Source organism: Herbidospora galbida (genome assembly GCF_005233835.1).
In the GTDB taxonomy this organism is placed as follows: domain Bacteria; phylum Actinomycetota; class Actinomycetes; order Streptosporangiales; family Streptosporangiaceae; genus Herbidospora; species Herbidospora galbida.
In genome coordinates this window covers 133,702-149,240 of sequence record NZ_SZQA01000009.1, presented here as the reverse complement: position 1 = coordinate 149,240, position 15,539 = coordinate 133,702, and the positions used below count along the sequence as shown (strand labels likewise).

Below are 15,539 nucleotides of genomic sequence, written 5' to 3'. Positions count from 1 at the left end.
CGGCGCTACTCGATTTGGTGCGGAAATTCATTCGCCGAATTCATAGGCTCTATTGGAGTCGTATATCCCTGAGGAGGGCTCATGCGAGCGACAGCCCTGCACGAAGCGTCATACGAAGCGTCGCCGGGGGAGCGGTTCGCCGCCGAGGTGGCCGCGGGGGCCCGTGAGGTCCCGTTCGGCCTGCACCTGCCGGCCGCGTTCCCCCTGTTCGCGTCCCGGCCGCGCTACACGGTCCGCCACCTGCTGAAGACCGCCGACGTGGCCGACGGGTCGGTGTCCTACGTCCACGAGCCGCCCAAGGGCCGGATCGGGGCGGCCGGCACCGCCTACGGCGCCACCCCGGAGGCCGCGTTCGCGCCCCGGCTGATGAAGGCGCCGCTGACCGACCTGTCCGTCGAGGTGCCGCTGCCCGACGGCGTCGCCGCCGACCCGGCGCTGCTCGCCGCGTACGTGGACTACCGGGTGCTGGTACGCCTGTCCGTCGTCGAGAACGAGTCGCTGCTGCACGGCACCGCCGACGGCGCGATCACCGGACTGCTGGGCCTGCCGGGCAGCCGCTCGGCCGAGAGCCACGACGACCTGGCGACCACGGTCACCCGGGCCGCCGGGGAGATCGAGGAGACCGGCGGGTCGTGCGACGGCGTGGTGGCGCACCCGGAGACGTACTGGAAGATGGTCCGCGACGACCTGCTGGTGCGGTTCCAGAACGCCGGCATCACCGTCTCGCGCACCCGGATGATGCCGAAGGACACCCTGCTCATGGGCGACTTCCGGGCCGCCTGCACGCTGCTCATGCCGGGCGTCGCGTCGATCGAACTGCTGCCGGGGGCCGTGCGGGCCACGTCCAGGATCGGGCTGGCGGTGCACCTGCCGCAGCACCTGATGGCGGTGAAGTGGCATGGGTGAGCCGCGCGTCCTCTACATCACCGGCTGGCTGCGCAGCGGCAGCACCATGCTCGGCAACGTGCTGGGCGAACTGCCCGGCGTGCTGCACGCCGGCGAGCTGCACTACCTGTGGCAGAACGGCATCCTGAAGGCCGGCACCAACTCGACCTGCGGCTGCGGCGCCGACGTCACGGCCTGCGACCTGTGGTCGAAGGTCGTCACGTCGACCGGTGGCGATCGGCTGGGCGAGGCCCGGCTGATGACGCTCCAGCAGCGGGCGCTGCTGCGCACCCGCCACACGCGCGACCGGATCGCCGAGTCGACCGGCCGGGTCGCGACGGCGCCCGGGGTGGCCGAGGCGGTCGGGCGTACCGCCGGGATCTACCGGACGCTCGCCGCGCACGGCGGCGAGCGGCTCGTCGTCGACGGCTCGAAGTTCCCGGCTGAGGCGGCGGCCCTGCTGGGCCGCGCCGACCTCGACGTGCGGGTGCTGCACATGGTGCGCGATCCGCGCGCCACCGCGTTCTCCTACGCGAAGGCCAAGGACTACATCGACCCGATGAGCCCGGCCCGCAGCAGCGGCTTCTGGACCGGCTTCAACCTGGCCTCCGAACTGTCCGGCCACGCCGCCCCCGACCGCTACCTGCGGGTCCGCCACGAGGACCTGTGCCGCGACCCGCGCGGCACGCTCGCGCGGGTGCTGCGGTTCGCCGGTCTGGACGACGCCCCGCCCGCCGACGCCGACGGCAACGTCACGCTCGGCGTGAACCACACGGTCACCGGCAACCCCGACCGGCTGTCGGCCGGCCCGGCGCGCATCCGCGCCGACGAACGCTGGCGCACCGGCCTTTCCGCCCGCGCCCGCGCCGCCGCCACGGCCCCGGCCCTGCCCCTGCTGGGCCGCTACGGCTACCCGATTCTGACCTGAGGGGGACATCCCATGGATCTGCGCCTGAAAGGGCGGGTCGCCCTGGTGGCCTGCTCCAGCAGCGGCCTCGGCCTGGGCGTCGCCAAGGCCCTGGCCGCCGAGGGGGCCAGCGTGGCCATCTGCGGCCGCGACCCCGGCAAGCTCGCCCGCGCCCACGTCGAGGTGAGCGCCATGGGCGACGGCGACGTGCTGAGCGTCCCGGTCGACCTGTGCGACGAGAACGCCGCCGCCGCCTGGGTCCGCGACACCGCCGCCACGCTCGGCGGCATCGACATCGTGGTGACCAACTCCGGCGGCGTGCCGTTCGGCCCCGTCGACGCGTTCGGCGTGGCCGACTACCGGGCCGCCATCGACGCCAACCTGATCCCGCACATCGCCGTGACGCTGGCCGCCCTGCCCTACGTGAAGAAGGACGGCTGGGGACGCCTGCTGATGATCGCCTCCGAGTCGGTCCGGCAGCCGCACCCCGAGAGCGGCCTGTCGTCGGTGGCCCGGCTCGGGCTGCTCGGCTACATGAAGGGCCTGGTCTCGGTGCTGGGCGCGAGCGGGGTGACGGTGAACGTGCTGGCCCCCGGCTTCCACCGCACCCCGATCCTCGACGAGCAGTTCGGCGCCTCCGTGGAGGAGGAACTCGCCGCCGTCGCGAGCCGGATCCCGCTGGGCCGGATCGGCGACGTCGACGACTTCGGCGCGCTGGCCGCCTTCCTCGCCAGCGACCAGGCCGCCTACGTCACCGGCACGGTCGTCGTGGCCGACGGCGGCAACACCAGAGGAGTGTGAATCGTGTCTGTTCTCGGTGAGGTCGCCACCACCCACACGGCGGCCCTCTACGTTGTCAAGATCGGCAGCGCCAGCCTCGCCCACGAGACGGTCTTCGACGAAGTGGCCCGCCTGCGCGGGCGCGGCGCGAAGATCCTCCTGGTGGCGGGCGGCGCGGCCGGCATCGCGGCCCACTACGAGGCCATCGGCCGTCCGGTGCGCTCGCTCACGTTGAAGAACGGTTCGACGGCGCGCTACTGCCCGCCGGAGGAGATGGCCCACATCGTGGCCGCCTACGAGCGGGTCACCCTGCCCCGGGTGCACGCCGCGCTGGCCGCGCGCGGGCTGACCGGTTTCACCTCGACCGCCCAGGCGGGCTCGCTGGTGACGGCCCGGCCCAACCCGCCGCTGCGCGCCGTGTCCGGCGACCGGCCGGTCATCGTCAGGGACCACCGGGCGGGGACCGTCTCGGAGGTCGCGACCGAGTGCCTGTCGCAGTTGCTCGACGCGTTCGACGTCGTCTGCCTGGCCCCTCCTGCCGCCGCCTCCGACGGCGGGTCGCCGCTGAACGTCGACGCCGACGTGCTGGCCGCCGAGCTGGCCAACGCGCTCGACGCCGACCATCTGCGGCTGGTGACGGGGACGGCCGGGCTACTTGCGGATGCGGAAGACCCGACGTCCGGCATCTCCGACATCGGCCGAGGCGAAGGGCTGCGCCACGCCCGGGGCCGCATGCGGCAGAAGGTGCGGGCGGCCGAGATCGCCCTCGACGGCAGCGCCGACGTGGCCATCACCGGTCCGCACTCCCTGGAGGTCGGCACCCGCTTCTGGCGGGCCCCCGCGCCCGCCGACGACCTCACGCTGCTGTCGCGGGCCGTGGAGATCTCCTCGGTCTCCCGCGACGAGCGCGAGCTGGCCGAATACCTGGTCTCGTGGTGCCGCGACCGCGGCATCGACGCCGAGATCGACGAGGCAGGCAACCTCGTGGCCTCCAAGGGCTCCGGCCGCCGCCGCCTCCTCATGCTCGGCCACCTCGACACCGTCCCGCACCGCTGGCCGGTCCGCTGGGACGGCGGCACCATCACCGGCCGGGGCTGCGTCGACGCCAAGGGCAGCCTGGTGGCCTACCTGGAGACGCTGCACGACCTCGACGTACCGCCCGACGCCCAGGTCAGGGTGGTCGGCGCGGTCGAGGAGGAGATCACCTCGGCGGGCGCGTTCTTCGTCCGCGACCACTACCGGGCCGACGCCGTCGTCATCGGCGAGCCGTCCGGCGCGGGCGCGCTGACCATCGGCTACTACGGCCTGCTGAAGGTCCGGGTGGCCGTCGCCGACCCCGTCGGGCACACCGCGGGCCAGGGCGTCACCACGGCGGCCGACCAGATGGTCGACGTGCTCGCCCGGCTGCGCGCGGCCCTGGCCGAGGCGGGGCCCGACGCCCTGCTGGCCGTGCTCGGCATCCACGCCGTCAACGGCGGCGACGAGCAGCGCGGCGAGGCGGTCGTGGACGTCCGGGTGCCCGCCGACCTGTCGGTCGACGACCTGACCCGGCTGATCGGCCAGGTCGCCCATCCCGTCGAGGTCGAGGTGCTGCGGGCCACCCCCGGGCACCTCACCGCGCGCACCAGCCCCCTGGTCAAGGCCTTCTCGCGGGCCTTCCGCGCCGAGGGGGTGGTCAACCGGTTCCTGGCCAAGAAGGGCAGCAGCGACATGAACACGCTGGCCACGACGTGGCAGGGCGTGCCGATGGTGGCGTACGGCCCCGGCGACGCCAAGCTCGACCACACCCCCGACGAGCACCTCGACGCCGTCGAATACCGGCGGGCCCGCGCGGTGCTGTCGCGGGCGGTCGCCGAATGGATCGCCGCCGAGACCCGGATCGTCGGGAGGGCGGCGTGATGACGACCACCACCCATCTGGAGGCGCTGGAGGCCGAGGCCGCGCACATCATGCGCGAGACCGCCGGCGAGTTCGACCGCCCGGTGCTGCTGTTCTCCGGCGGCAAGGACTCCATCGTCATGCTGCACGTGGCCGTCAAGGCCTTCGCCCCCGCGCCGGTGCCCTTCCCGCTCCTGCACGTCGACACCGGCCACAACTTCCCCGAGGTCATCGAGTTCCGCGACCGGGTGACGGCGGGCCTGCGGCTGGAGGTCGCCTCGGTGCAGGACTACATCGACCGGGGCGCGCTGCCGGACGTACCGGAGCGGAACGGCCTGCAGACCACGCCCCTGCTGGACGCCATCGAGGCCGGCGGCTACGACGCCGTCTTCGGCGGCGGGCGGCGCGACGAGGAGAAGGCCCGCGCGAAGGAGCGCGTCTTCTCCCTCCGCGACGAGTTCGGCGGCTGGGACCCGCGCCGCCAGCGCCCGGAGCTCTGGAACCTCTACAACGGCCGCCACTGCCCGGGGGAGCACGTCCGCGTCTTCCCGCTGTCGAACTGGACCGAGCTGGACGTCTGGCAGTACATCGCGGCCGAGGACATCGCGCTGCCGTCGATCTACTACGCCCACGAACGCGAGGTGTTCGACCGGCGCGGGATGTGGCTGTGCCCCGGCGCGTGGGGCGGGCGGTCGGAGCGGCTGGTCCGCCGGACGGTCCGCTACCGCACGGTCGGCGACATGTCCTGCACCGGCGCGGTCGAGTCGACCGCCCGCACCCCCGGCGAGGTCGTCGAGGAGATCGCGGCCTCGCGGATCACCGAGCGCGGCGCGACCCGCGCCGACGACCGGCTGGCCGAGGCCGCCATGGAGGACCGCAAACGAGAAGGGTACTTCTGATGTCCACACTGCTCAGGCTGGCCACCGCCGGCTCCGTCGACGACGGCAAGTCGACGCTGGTCGGGCGTCTTCTGCACGACTCCAAGTCGGTCATGTCCGACCAGCTGGAGAAGATCGCCTCGCCCGGCGACCTGGCCCTCCTCACCGACGGCCTGCGCGCCGAGCGGGAGCAGGGCATCACGATCGACGTCGCCTACCGCTACTTCGCCACCCCCCGCCGGCGGTTCGTCCTGGCCGACACCCCGGGCCACGTGCAGTACACGCGGAACATGGTGACCGGCGCGTCGACGGCCGAGCTCGTCGTGCTCGTGGTCGACGCCCGCAGGGGCGTGACCGAGCAGACCCGCCGCCACGCCGCCGTGGCCGCGCTGCTGCGGGTGCCTTCGCTGGTCCTCGCGGTCAACAAGATGGACCTGGTCGGCTGGTCGGAGGAGGTCTTCGCGTCGATCGCCGACGACCTCGACCACCCCGGCGAGGTGACGGCCATCCCGATCTCGGCCCTGAGCGGCGACAACGTGGTGACCCCGTCGGCGCACATGGACTGGTACACCGGGCCGACCGTGCTGGAGTTCCTCGAGACGGCCGAGGCCGGCGAGGACCTGACCGGGCTGCCCGCGCGGCTCCCGGTCCAGTACGTCATCAAGACGCGGGGCCGCCGCGCCTACGCCGGCCAGCTCACGGGCGGCATCCTGCACGTCGGCGAACGGGTGGTCGTCCAGCCCGGCGGCCACACGACGACCGTGGCCGGCATCGACGTGCTGGGGGAGCCGGTGGCGACGGCCTGGGCGCCGCAGTCGATCGCGGTCCGGCTGGCCGACGACCTCGACGTGTCGCGCGGCGCCCTCATCTCACCGGCGGCCACCGCGCCCGAGACCACCCGCGAACTGCGCGCGACGGTCTGCCACCTGCACGAGAAGGCCCTCACGGTCGGCGAGAAGGTGCTGGTCAAGCACACCACCCGGACCGTCCACGCGGTGGTGGAGGAGATCGGGACGGGCGGCCCGCTGGGCGTCAACGACATCGGCGACGTGGTGGTGCGCACCGCGTCGGACCTGGCGGTCGACGACTACGCCGAGAGCCGGATCACGGGCGCCTGCCTGCTGATCGACCCGGGCGACGGCGCGACCCGGTCGGCGGGCATGATCTCGGTCGCCTGACCGGTCACCAGCTCTGCTCGCCGGCCCTGACCAGCATCTCGTTGACCGCGACCCGCCTCTCGCGGGTGACCATGTAGCGGACGGCGTCGGCGACGTCGTCCGGGCGCAGGAGTTCCATGGCGCCGATCTGGCCGGCGACGGCCTCGCGTACGCCGTCGCGCAGGTGGGAGGCGAGTTCGGTGTCGACCGTGCCGGGCCCGACGACGCCGACGCGGACCCGCTTGGGCTGCAGCTCCTGCCGGAGCGACTCGGAGAAGGCGTTCACGCCCGACTTGGTCAGGCTGTAGACGGCCTGGCCGGCGCGGGCCACCCGTCCGGCGGTGGAGCTGATCGTGACCAGGTCGGCGACCCGCCGGGGCGAGCTCTCCGCCGCCCTGACGAGGTGGGGGAGCGCGGCCCGGGTGACGTGCAGGAGGCCCTCGACGTTGACCGCGAGCATGCGGTCCCACTCGTGCTCGGGGGCCGCCTCGGCCGGGCCGACGAGGCACACGCCGGCGTTGTTGACCACGGTGTCGAGGCGGCCGAGCTCCTCGACGACCCGGCCGACCGCCTCGCGCGCCTGGACGCGGTCGGCGATGTCGGCCGGAACGACCGTCGCGGCGCCGCCGGCCGCCCGGATCTCCGCCGCGAGCTCGTCGAGCCGGTCGGCGCGCCGGGCCACCAGCGCCACCGAGGCCCCCTCCTCCGCCAGGGCGCGCGCCGTGGCCGCGCCGATCCCGCTGCTCGCGCCCGTCACCAGGGCGACGGTCTGCCTCAGTGATGCCGTCATGGGTCCTCCTCGTACACTTGCGATAAGCGGAGCGCCGTCCGCATACGTCCGACCATAAACGGAGCATGCTCCGTTTAGCAAGTCCGAGGAGGTCAGGTGGCCGACCGCCTGCGCGCCGACGCGAAGGCCAACCAGGATCTGGTGCTCGCCGCCGCCCGCCGGGCCTTCGCCCGCGACGGCGGCGCCGACGCCTCGCTGCGGGAGATCGCGAAGGAGGCGGGCGTGGGCATCGGCACCCTCTACCGCCGCTTCCCGACCCGCGAGGACCTGGTCTGGGCCGTCTACAGCGGCGAGGTCGACCGCATCTGCGAGGAGGCCGAGACCTCGGCCCCGCACCCGCGCGCCTGGATGGAGACCTTCCTCGACTTCCTGGCGGCCAAGCGCGCCATGGCCGACGCGCTGAAGGTCGTGCTCGCCGGCGACGAGGAGCGACGGCTGGCCGTCCGTGCCCGGATCACCGGCGCGCTCGGATCACTCCTCGACACCGCCGCCGCCGAAGGCGCGATCCGCGACGACGTCGCGGCCCTCGACGTGCTGATGGCGCTGGGCGGCATCTCCCTCATCGCCGGCGAGCCCGACCAGCGCGCCCAGGCCGGCCGCCTGCTCGACCTCCTCATGGACGGGCTGCGCCCATGCCGGTGAGGCGCTTCACCACCTCGAACCCGTCGTCGGTGCCCGGCCAGTGGGCCCGGACGGCGGGCAGGCCCGCGCGCCGGACGACCGACCGCAGCACCGCGACGACCACGATCGCGTCGTCGGCGTAGCCGAGGACCGGGATGAAGTCGGGGATCAGGTCGATGGGGACGGCCAGGTAGACCAGCAGCAGCCCCAGCCTGATCCGCACCCCGCGCGGCAGGTCGCGGTCGGCGGCCAGACGGCGGATGAGCCGGAGCACGTCGGGCAGCACCCGCAGCGCCTCACGCAGCAGGCCGCCGCGTGGCCGCAGGACCGCCAGCGCGGCGATCAGCGTGAGCCAGGTGAGGGCGAGGGCGGCGACGATCGCCAGCCCGATGTCCATGAAGTCCATGATGGCGGTTTCTGTTCTCTATGAGCCTGATCAATATTTGTGTCCTGTTCAGCCGGTCGCCTGAGACTCGTCTGTCGCACCCTTCTCAACAGTGACCGGAAGGCTCGAACGTGACAGACAAGCACAGCGAAGAGTCCGAGGGCGGGGCGATCTCCCGCCGCCAGCTGGTCAGGTACGCCGGAATCGGCGCGACCCTGGTCGCCGCGAGCCCGCTGGCGACCACGGGCACGGCCGCCGCCGACGACGACGCCGCGCGCGGCCACGACCGGCCCGCCACCCCCAACGGCCGGATCTGGCGCGCCGGCGACCACCACATCCACTCGGAGTACAGCGGCGAGTTCGACACCTCCGTCAGCCCGCCCAGGTTCCGCAAGGGCGCGGACGCCGTCTACCCGATCGTGACGAACGCGATCATGGCCAAGCACTTCGGCCTCACCTGGGCCATGTGCACCGACCACGGCGGCCCGACGCACTCGAAGGTGAACCTCGAGCAGGCCTACCCCGACCTGCTGCGCTCGCGCATCCTGGTGCCCGAGGTCCTGCAGTTCTGGGGCATGGAGTTCGACGCGCCCGCGCAGGACCACCACACGCTGATGATCCCGCACCACCGCGACGAGGCGCAGCAGCTGTTCGAGCTGGAGCAGCGCTTCGCCAAGCACGACGCCTTCCCCGCCGACCCCGGGCGCGACACCGAAGCCAAGATGATCGAGTTCCTCAAGGCCGCCAAGGGCATGCCCCACAAGCCCCTGGTGATCGCCCACCACGCCTCGCGCTCCGCGACCGGCCTGGGCGTCTACGGCCAGGACACCCCGCGCGAGTTCCGCAACGGCAACGACGTCGCCCCCGACGTCTACGTCGGCTTCGAGGGCGCGCCCGGCCACCAGGCCGCCCCGCTGCTCGGCGGCGCGCGCGGCGGTTACGGCAACCACCCCACCTACGGCGGCTTCGACCAGATGACGGCCCGCGTGGGCGGCCTGTGGGACGCGCTGCTCGGCGAGGGACGCCGCTGGTGGATCACCGCCACCTCCGACTCCCACGTCCACTGGACGCGCGGCGGCGCCGACTTCTGGCCCGGCGAGTACAGCAAGACCTACGTCCACGCCCGCCAGGACTACGCCGACATCATGGACGGCCTGCGCGCCGGCCGCATCTGGGTCACCACCGGCGACCTGATCACCAGCCTCGACCTGACGGCGCGCGGCCAGGGCCGCGAGGCGGCGATGGGCGAGACCATCACGCTCAGCCGCCGCAACCGCGGCGACGTCGAGATCGAGATCAGGTTCCGCCCGCCGCAGGGCGTCAACGGCAACGGCGACCGCCCCGAGGTCCGCCGCGTCGACCTGATCGTCGGCCAGATCACCGGCCCGGCCACCGACCGCGACTCCGACACCAACCCCACCACCAGGGTCGAGGCCCGATTCGGCCCCCGCGACTGGCGCCGCCAGGGCCAGGAGTACGTCATCCGCCACACCCTGCGCGACGTCCAGACCGACCTGTACGCCCGGGTCCGCGGTACGAGCACCGACGAGGCGGAGCCGCTGGCCGACGGCAAGGAGAGCCCCTGGGACGACCTCTGGTTCTACTCCAACCCCGTCTTCGTGCAGTTCCGCTGACCCGCGAGGTCATTCCGACAGCCGGGGAGCGGGCGGACGCCACGGGCGCGGGCGGCCGGGAGGAGGCTACGACGGCGGCAAGCGTGATCTCCCGGAGCTGGGCCTGCTCCCGGTCGCGCACCTTCTCCAGGATCTCGGTCGGCGGGCCGGACACGCCGGGGAAGTGCGGCGGGGGCTCGACCCCCTCCGTCACCCGGATGACGTCGGCGACCGAGATCTGCTCCGGCGAGCGGGCCGGCCAGTAGCCCCCTTCGGGGCCCCGGGCGATTGAGGTTGAGCTGCGGTCAAGTCATGGTTCGATCTCATATCTCGTCGTTCGCCTAGGATCATCCGCGTGGACCTGGACGCCATCGCCGCCCGGCTCGGAGTTTCCGTCGACGAGGTCGAACGCGTGCACCGGCTCGCCGGTGACCTGCCGTCGGCCCCGCTGCCCGCCGCGTCCGACGCGCCGGAGCTCCTCGACCGGCTCGCCGTCCGGCCCGATGACGCCGCCGAGATCATGGAGGGCTGGCCCGACCCCGGCTCCCCGCTGTGGACTCCGGAGCTGCGCTGGCTGCTCGACCGCTCCATCGCCCTGGTCCGCGCCGATCTGGGGGGCCACGTCTGGCTCCCGCCCGGCCCGGAACTGGCCCGCGACCGCGGGCCCGCCTGGCGGCACCTCTATGTGTACGCCTACCTGGCCCTGGTCGACGTCGCGCTGAAGTTCCACCGCGACCACGGCGTCCCCGACGACGTGACGTGGCTGAGCCTGTCCGACCTGGGCCGCAACCTCGCGATCGACCGGCGGATGAACCGTGAGGGCTGGCCGGTCATGCAGAGCTGGCTGACGCTGCACGTCCGCGGCGCCGTCTACGAACTGGGCCGGCTCCAGTTCCACCGTGGCGGCGCCACCCTCGACCTGCACATCCCCGAGACGGGGCCGATGACCCCTGAGGCGGTCGACGCCTCGCTCGACCGGGCCCGTGCGTTCTTCCCGCGCCATTTCCCCGGCGAGACGTACACGGCGTTCGCCTGCGGTTCGTGGCTGCTCGACCCGCAGCTGGCGGAGTATCTGCCCGACGACTCCAACATCGTCCGGTTCCAGCGCAGGTTCGAGCTGGAGCCCTATGAGGAGTCCGAAGGGATCGACGCCGACGTCGAGGTGCTGCGGTTCGCGTTCCGTTCGCTGACCACGCCGCTCGACCGGCTGCCGCGCGGCACCGTGCTGCAGCGCGCGATCATCGATCATCTGAAGGCCGGCCGCCACTGGCGGTGGCGTCGCGGCGCCTTCCCGGTCTGACGGGTCAGGCGATCCTGCGGCGGTAGGTCGACATCGCGAAGGCGTAGGCCACGACGAGGAGCCCGACGCACCACGCGATGGCCACCCAGATCCCCGAGCCGACCGGCTGCTGGGTGAACAGGTCGCGGATGGCGTTGACGATGGAGGTCACCGGCTGGTTCTCGGCGAACGCGCGGACCGGCCCCGGCATGGTGTCGGTCGGGACGAAGGCCGAGCTGAGGAAGGGCAGGAAGACCAGCGGGTAGGAGAAGGCGCTCGCGCCGTCGATGGTCTTGGCGGTCAGGCCGGGGATGACGGCCAGCCAGGTCAGCGCCAGCGTGAACAGCACCAGCAGGCCGAGGACGCCGAGCCAGGCCCCGATCCCCGCCGAGGAGCGGAAGCCCATGATCAGGGCGACGACGACGACCACCGCCAGCGAGATCAGGTTGGCGACCAGCGAGGTCAGCACGTGGGCCCACAGCACGGCCGACCGGGCGATCGGCATCGACTGGAACCGTTCGAAGATGCCGCTCTGCATGTCGAGGAAGAGCCGGTAGGCGGTGTAGGAGATGCCCGAGGCGACCGTGATGAGCAGGATGCCGGGCAGCAGGTAGGTCACATAGGAGTCGGATCCCGACTGGATCGCGCCGCCGAAGACGTACACGAACAGCAGCATGAACATGATCGGCATGACGGTGGTCGTGATGATGGTGTCCATGCTGCGGGTGATGTGCCGCAGGGACCGGCCCAGCAGGGCCGTGGTGTCGCCGAAGAAATGCCTGGTCATCGTTTGTCCTTGCCGACGAGGGTGAGGAAGACGTCCTCCAGGGTCGGCTGCTTCTCGACGTACTCGACCTTGGCGGGCGGGAGCAGTTGCTTGAGTTCGGTGAGGGTGCCGTTCACGATGATCCGGCCCTCGTGGAGGATGGCGATGCGGTCGGCGAGTTGTTCGGCCTCGTCCAAGTACTGCGTGGTGAGCAGCACCGTCGTGCCCCGGGCGGCGAGTTCCCTGACCGCCTGCCACACCTCGATGCGGGCCTCCGGGTCGAGGCCGGTCGTCGGCTCGTCGAGGAAGATGACCGGCGGGTCGCCGATGAGGCTCATCGCGATGTCGAGCCGGCGGCGCATGCCGCCCGAGTAGGTGGCCACCTTCCGGCCGCCCGCGTCGGTCAGCGAGAAGCGGTCGAGCAGGTCGTCGGCGATCTTCCCCGGGTCCTTGAGGTGACGCAGCCGGGCGACCAGCGCGAGGTTCTCGCGCCCGGTGAGGATCTCGTCGACGGCCGCGAACTGGCCGGTCAGGCTGATCGACTCGCGCACCCGCGCGGGCTGGGCCGCGACGTCGAACCCGTTGACGCCGGCGCTGCCCGCGTCGGCCTTGAGCAGCGTCGACAGGATGCGCACGACCGTGGTCTTGCCCGCCCCGTTCGAGCCGAGCAGGGCGAAGATGCTGCCCCGCGCCACCTCGAAGTCGACGCCTCGAAGAACCTTCAGGTCCTTGTACGACTTCTCCAGCGCCTGCACGCGGATCATGAGGCCCTCCGGTCTTCTTCGCCGGCGGCGCGGGCGACGGCGCGGGTGAAGCGCTCGCGCTCCCGGGCCATCCACCGCCCGACCGGGTAGTTCTGGATGAAGGTCTCGACGAACTCGATCGGGTCGTCGCCGAACACGTCGCGGATGGGGGTCGCGTTCGCCGCGCTCTGCTCGAACAGGTCGGCGAGGTCCTCGTACATCTCCAGCGCGCCGGGGCCGTCGGCCCGGCCGAAGTACATGATGTAACGCTCCAGCGCGTCGAACGCGGTGCGGTAGTTCTCGGGAAGGCGCTCCATGCGGGCCTTGACCTGCCGGTAGCGCTTCTTGTCGTCGAGAGAGCCGGTGAGGAGCTCCAGATAGCGCCGGTAGCGGCTCTTCTCTTCGGTTGACTCGGGGGTTTCGGGGGTCATGTCGATCGGTCTCCCTTGTGGAGGTGGTCGAGACGTTCGGCGAGGAAGGCCCAGTTCCGCCAGAACTCCTGCAGGTACTCCCGGCCCTGGGCGTTGAGGGAGTACACCTTGCGCGGCGGCCCCTTCTCGGAGGGGACCTTCTCCACGTCGACGAAGCCGCGCTGCTCGATCCGGACGAGCAGCGCGTAGATGGTGCCTTCGGCGATGTCGGAGAAGCCCTGGTCGCGCAGCCACGCCGTGATCTCGTAGCCGTACGCGGACCGACCGGCCAGGATCGCGAGCACGATGCCCTCCAGCGTGCCCTTGAGCATCTCGGTGAGCTGCTTGCCCATGGTGTGCTCCTCGACTACTCAGCAATGCTGACTACTGGTACATAGTAACGCTGAATAGCGGCGGCGCAAGTACCTGACCGGTATACGCATAAGCATACGTATACCGTTAGAGGAGTGGCAAGAGGTCAGCCGACGTGCACGACCGGGCGGCGCGACGGGTCGGGCTCGGCCTGGCGCAGGACCTCGCGGGTCAGGGGCGGGATGTCGCCGCCGCCGAAGACCAGGTAGCGCAGCAGCGCGCCGATCGGGTTGCCCTCCGCGGCCCAGTGGAAGTAGACCTGCGGCGTCTTGCCGGTCAGGTCGCGCAGGTGCAGCAGCAGCGCCGCGATGGAGTTGGCGACGGTCGTGCTCTGCATGGTCAGGACGCGGAACCCGTGCCGCTCCTCACCGACCACGCGCAGCTCCCCGGCGAACTCCGAGGCGTCCGGGACGGTCACCTCCAGGAACAGCAGGCCCTCCCGGGTGCGCAGGCGGTGCAGCTCCCACGCCTCGCGCGCCTTGTCGACGTACTCCTTGGCGTCGCGGCTGTTCGGCTCGTTGGCGATGAGGTGGATCTCGCCCGCCTCGTTGACGAAACGGCGCGCGGCGTCGTCGAGGCTGATGCGGGTGACCCGCAGTTCGGTGGAGCGGGTGGCCCGGGAGACGAGCGAGACGACCACGATGGCCAGCACGAACAGCAGCGCGATGACCAGGCCGTCGGGGCGTTCGATGATGTTGGCGACGGTGGCGTACCCGAAGAACAGGGTGACCACGCCGAAGAAGAGCGCGGGGCGGGTGCGGCCCTTCGTCCACGCCGCCAGGGTGACGGCCACGGCCGCCGAGAGGATGAGCGCCAGCACGCCGGTCGCGTACGCGCCGCCCTGTGACTCGACCTCGGCGCCGAAGACCACCGTGATGAGGAAGGCGATGGCGGTGAAGACCAGCACCATGGGCCGCGAGGCGCGGGTCCAGTCGGGGGCCATCCCGTAGCGGGGGAGGTAGCGCGGCACGATGTTGAGCAGCCCGGCCAGCGCCGACGCCCCGGCGAACCACAGGATCGCGATGGTCGACAGGTCGTAGGCGGTGCCGAACCAGTCGCCGAGATAGAGGTGGGCCAGGTAGGCCAGGGCCCGGCCGTTGGCCGAGCCGCCCTCGGCGAACTCCGCCGGCGGGATGAGCACGGTGGTGGCGAGGCTGGAGGCGATGAGGAAGACGCTCATGATGAGCGCGGCCGTGGTCAGCAGCTTGCGGGTGCCCCTGACCCGTTCGGCGATGTCGCCCCGGACCAGCGGCATGACGGCCACGCCCGTCTCGAAGCCGGACAGCCCCAGGGCGAGCTTCGGCATCACGTAGAGCGCGACGGCGACCATCGCCAGCGGGCTGGCGTAGTCGGAGTCCAGCGCGTTCTGCCAGCCGACCAGTTTCTCGGGCGAGGTCAGCGCGTGTTCGACGGCGGTCCCCACGACGACCACGTTGAGCAGCAGATAGACCGCAACCAGAACGACCGCGACGGAGATCGCCTCGCTGAACCCGGCCAGGAACACCCCGCCCAGGGCGGCGATGAGCAGCAGCGTCACCGGCACCTGCCAGCCCGCCAGCATCTCGGGCACGAACGGGTTGTGCAGGATGTGCGCGGTCGCGTCGGCGGCCGACAGGGTGATGGTGACGACGAAGGCCGTGGCGACGAACCCGAGCAGGAACAGCACCAGCAGCTTGCCGCGCCAGCCGGGCAGCAGCCGCTCCAGCATCGACAGCGAGCCGAGCCCGTGCGGGCTCTGCTCGGCCACCGCCCGGTAGGTCGGCAGCGCGCCGAACAGCGTCAGCGCCACCAGCACCAGCGTGGCTATGGGGCTGAGCGCGCCGGCGGCCAGCGCGGCGATGCCCGGCTGGTAGCCGAGGGTGGAGAAGTAGTCGACGCCGGTCAGGCACATGACCTGCCACCAGGTGTGCTGGTGCTCGGGCGGCTCCTCGTCGTGCGTCCCGCCGACCAGTCCTTCGGGGCGCTTGAGCCCCTTCAGCAGCCATCGCCGGAGCGTGCCGGTCACCAGGTACCTCCGCTATCCGGGCAAATCAGACGAGTGGTCACGCTACTGACGACACAGGTCGATGCCACGG

General features: G+C 72.0%; 17 protein-coding genes. 10 read left to right on the top strand and 7 right to left on the bottom strand.

Features of this window, described 5'->3' with window-relative positions; translation table 11 throughout:
• Nucleotides 1–81: 81 nt before the first annotated feature.
• The 6 genes from FDA94_RS12330 to FDA94_RS12305 are packed head-to-tail and all read left to right on the top strand — an operon-like array spanning nucleotide 82 to nucleotide 6,506.
• A complete protein-coding gene (locus FDA94_RS12330; RefSeq protein ID WP_212735298.1) occupies nucleotides 82–906 on the top strand; it encodes a family 3 encapsulin nanocompartment shell protein in 825 nt (274 codons plus the stop codon).
• Nucleotides 899–1,813 carry a sulfotransferase family protein gene (locus FDA94_RS12325; protein ID WP_137247196.1) on the top strand — a complete coding sequence of 305 codons (915 nt, stop codon included), beginning with the start codon at nucleotides 899–901 and terminating at the stop codon, nucleotides 1,811–1,813. Before FDA94_RS12330 ends, FDA94_RS12325 begins: the two co-directional genes overlap by 8 nt.
• A gap of 12 nt (nucleotides 1,814–1,825) precedes the next feature.
• Nucleotides 1,826–2,593, top strand: coding sequence for an SDR family NAD(P)-dependent oxidoreductase (locus FDA94_RS12320; RefSeq protein WP_137247195.1), 768 nt, complete (start codon nucleotides 1,826–1,828; stop codon nucleotides 2,591–2,593).
• Between the two features lie 3 nt (nucleotides 2,594–2,596).
• Nucleotides 2,597–4,471: a M20/M25/M40 family metallo-hydrolase gene (locus FDA94_RS12315; protein ID WP_137247194.1), complete on the top strand. Its 1,875-nt coding sequence runs from the start codon at nucleotides 2,597–2,599 to the stop codon at nucleotides 4,469–4,471.
• Nucleotides 4,471–5,349, top strand: a complete 879-nt coding sequence (cysD, locus tag FDA94_RS12310; RefSeq protein ID WP_170990904.1) for a sulfate adenylyltransferase subunit CysD — start codon at nucleotides 4,471–4,473, stop codon at nucleotides 5,347–5,349. Before FDA94_RS12315 ends, cysD begins: the two co-directional genes overlap by 1 nt.
• The gene (locus FDA94_RS12305) at nucleotides 5,349–6,506 is read left to right on the top strand and encodes a sulfate adenylyltransferase subunit 1 (RefSeq protein WP_137247192.1); all 1,158 of its coding nucleotides are present in this window, start codon (nucleotides 5,349–5,351) and stop codon (nucleotides 6,504–6,506) included. The genes cysD and FDA94_RS12305 overlap by 1 nt, the downstream gene beginning before the upstream one ends.
• Nucleotides 6,507–6,510: 4 nt before the next feature.
• On the opposite strand, the gene FDA94_RS12300 is transcribed toward FDA94_RS12305, so the two are convergent.
• A complete protein-coding gene (locus tag FDA94_RS12300) occupies nucleotides 6,511–7,275 on the bottom strand; it encodes an SDR family NAD(P)-dependent oxidoreductase (protein WP_137247191.1) in 765 nt (254 codons plus the stop codon).
• 96 nt (nucleotides 7,276–7,371) lie between these two features.
• Here FDA94_RS12300 and FDA94_RS12295 point away from each other — a divergent pair, with 96 nt between their 5' ends.
• The gene (locus FDA94_RS12295) at nucleotides 7,372–7,917 is read left to right on the top strand and encodes a TetR/AcrR family transcriptional regulator (RefSeq protein WP_137247190.1); all 546 of its coding nucleotides are present in this window, start codon (nucleotides 7,372–7,374) and stop codon (nucleotides 7,915–7,917) included.
• On the opposite strand, the gene FDA94_RS12290 is transcribed toward FDA94_RS12295, so the two are convergent.
• Nucleotides 7,889–8,293 (bottom strand): YkvA family protein, encoded by a 405-nt coding sequence (locus FDA94_RS12290; RefSeq protein WP_246059798.1) that lies wholly within the window; start codon nucleotides 8,291–8,293, stop codon nucleotides 7,889–7,891. The two genes, FDA94_RS12295 and FDA94_RS12290, sit on opposite strands and share 29 nt — an antisense overlap.
• Before the next feature lie 119 nt (nucleotides 8,294–8,412).
• Between FDA94_RS12290 and FDA94_RS12285 the strand changes: the two genes are divergently transcribed.
• The 3 genes from FDA94_RS12285 to FDA94_RS12275 all read left to right on the top strand — a co-directional run bounded on the left by FDA94_RS12285 (nucleotide 8,413) and on the right by FDA94_RS12275 (nucleotide 11,194).
• On the top strand, nucleotides 8,413–9,915 hold the full coding sequence (locus tag FDA94_RS12285) for a CehA/McbA family metallohydrolase domain-containing protein (RefSeq protein ID WP_137247188.1): 1,503 nt from the start codon (nucleotides 8,413–8,415) through the stop codon (nucleotides 9,913–9,915).
• 83 nt (nucleotides 9,916–9,998) lie between these two features.
• Nucleotides 9,999–10,160, top strand: a complete 162-nt coding sequence (locus FDA94_RS40460) for a hypothetical protein (RefSeq protein ID WP_246059796.1) — start codon at nucleotides 9,999–10,001, stop codon at nucleotides 10,158–10,160.
• A gap of 89 nt (nucleotides 10,161–10,249) precedes the next feature.
• Nucleotides 10,250–11,194 carry an acyltransferase domain-containing protein gene (locus FDA94_RS12275; protein WP_137247187.1) on the top strand — a complete coding sequence of 315 codons (945 nt, stop codon included), beginning with the start codon at nucleotides 10,250–10,252 and terminating at the stop codon, nucleotides 11,192–11,194.
• Nucleotides 11,195–11,198: 4 nt separating this feature from the next.
• Here FDA94_RS12275 and FDA94_RS12270 read toward each other — a convergent pair whose 3' ends face one another.
• The 5 genes from FDA94_RS12270 to FDA94_RS12250 form a co-directional block, all read right to left on the bottom strand.
• Nucleotides 11,199–11,960 carry an ABC transporter permease gene (locus FDA94_RS12270; protein WP_137247186.1) on the bottom strand — a complete coding sequence of 254 codons (762 nt, stop codon included), beginning with the start codon at nucleotides 11,958–11,960 and terminating at the stop codon, nucleotides 11,199–11,201.
• Complete coding sequence (locus tag FDA94_RS12265; RefSeq protein WP_137247185.1) at nucleotides 11,957–12,703, bottom strand: ABC transporter ATP-binding protein; 747 nt, start codon at nucleotides 12,701–12,703, stop codon at nucleotides 11,957–11,959. The genes FDA94_RS12270 and FDA94_RS12265 overlap by 4 nt, the downstream gene beginning before the upstream one ends.
• Nucleotides 12,700–13,113, bottom strand: a complete 414-nt coding sequence (locus FDA94_RS12260) for a DUF1048 domain-containing protein (protein WP_137247184.1) — start codon at nucleotides 13,111–13,113, stop codon at nucleotides 12,700–12,702. The genes FDA94_RS12265 and FDA94_RS12260 overlap by 4 nt, the downstream gene beginning before the upstream one ends.
• Complete coding sequence (locus tag FDA94_RS12255; RefSeq protein ID WP_137247183.1) at nucleotides 13,110–13,445, bottom strand: PadR family transcriptional regulator; 336 nt, start codon at nucleotides 13,443–13,445, stop codon at nucleotides 13,110–13,112. Before FDA94_RS12255 ends, FDA94_RS12260 begins: the two co-directional genes overlap by 4 nt.
• Before the next feature lie 125 nt (nucleotides 13,446–13,570).
• Nucleotides 13,571–15,469, bottom strand: a complete 1,899-nt coding sequence (locus FDA94_RS12250) for an APC family permease (RefSeq protein ID WP_246059794.1) — start codon at nucleotides 15,467–15,469, stop codon at nucleotides 13,571–13,573.
• Between the last annotated feature and the right edge of the window lie 70 nt (nucleotides 15,470–15,539).

What these genes read in the sequence shown, in the direction of transcription:
- FDA94_RS12330 (WP_212735298.1), top strand. Translation starts at nt 82, where the DNA reads ATGCGAGCGACAGCCCTGCACGAAGCGTCATACGAAGCGTCGCCGGGG.
- FDA94_RS12325 (WP_137247196.1), top strand. Translation starts at nt 899, where the DNA reads ATGGGTGAGCCGCGCGTCCTCTACATCACCGGCTGGCTGCGCAGCGGC.
- FDA94_RS12320 (WP_137247195.1), top strand. Translation starts at nt 1,826, where the DNA reads ATGGATCTGCGCCTGAAAGGGCGGGTCGCCCTGGTGGCCTGCTCCAGC.
- cysD (WP_170990904.1), top strand. Translation starts at nt 4,471, where the DNA reads ATGACGACCACCACCCATCTGGAGGCGCTGGAGGCCGAGGCCGCGCAC.
- FDA94_RS12305 (WP_137247192.1), top strand. Translation starts at nt 5,349, where the DNA reads ATGTCCACACTGCTCAGGCTGGCCACCGCCGGCTCCGTCGACGACGGC.
- FDA94_RS12300 (WP_137247191.1), bottom strand. Translation starts at nt 7,275, where the DNA reads ATGACGGCATCACTGAGGCAGACCGTCGCCCTGGTGACGGGCGCGAGC.
- FDA94_RS12290 (WP_246059798.1), bottom strand. Translation starts at nt 8,293, where the DNA reads ATGGACATCGGGCTGGCGATCGTCGCCGCCCTCGCCCTCACCTGGCTC.
- FDA94_RS12270 (WP_137247186.1), bottom strand. Translation starts at nt 11,960, where the DNA reads ATGACCAGGCATTTCTTCGGCGACACCACGGCCCTGCTGGGCCGGTCC.
- FDA94_RS12265 (WP_137247185.1), bottom strand. Translation starts at nt 12,703, where the DNA reads ATGATCCGCGTGCAGGCGCTGGAGAAGTCGTACAAGGACCTGAAGGTT.
- FDA94_RS12260 (WP_137247184.1), bottom strand. Translation starts at nt 13,113, where the DNA reads ATGACCCCCGAAACCCCCGAGTCAACCGAAGAGAAGAGCCGCTACCGG.
- FDA94_RS12255 (WP_137247183.1), bottom strand. Translation starts at nt 13,445, where the DNA reads ATGGGCAAGCAGCTCACCGAGATGCTCAAGGGCACGCTGGAGGGCATC.